Source organism: Gluconobacter sp. P1D12_c (assembly GCF_018812105.1).
Classification (GTDB): domain Bacteria; phylum Pseudomonadota; class Alphaproteobacteria; order Acetobacterales; family Acetobacteraceae; genus Gluconobacter; species Gluconobacter oxydans_A.
In genome coordinates this window covers 1-374 of the sequence record NZ_JACSIQ010000796.1, presented here as the reverse complement: position 1 = coordinate 374, position 374 = coordinate 1, and the positions used below count along the sequence as shown (strand labels likewise).

The 374-nt window shown below is 57.2% G+C and carries 1 protein-coding gene; it reads right to left on the bottom strand.

What is annotated here, in order from left to right; translation table 11 throughout:
* Window positions 1–14: 14 nt before the first annotated feature.
* The coding region (locus tag KP705_RS19250; RefSeq protein WP_215765471.1) for a transposase at window positions 15–374 on the bottom strand (360 nt) is incomplete at its 5' end.

Genomic DNA, 374 nt, shown 5'->3' with positions numbered 1-374 from the left:
GGCTAGCCGGGGGACTAGGTCATGTTGACAAAAAATCTGATCCAGAGCTTTGCTGCGGCGAGATTGAGGAAACTCATGAAGGACAAGGCGGTTTTGTCGTAGCGCGTCGCGATACGGCGCATCTGCTTGAGYYTGTTGAACATCCGCTCRATGCGRTTGCGGTCYCTGTAACGCCGCCAGTCTGTTTTCTGTGGAGCGTTGCGGCCTTTGCGTGATGGAATAACCGGCAGTATCCCACGGAACAGCAGATCCTGGCGGAAGCCGTCGCTGTCATAGCCCCGATCAGCCAGCATGGCTTTGGGGGGCGGGACAGACAGCTTCATCAGGGCGTCTGTGGCTTTGTAGTCCGAGACCTGGCCTCCGGTAAGGACAAA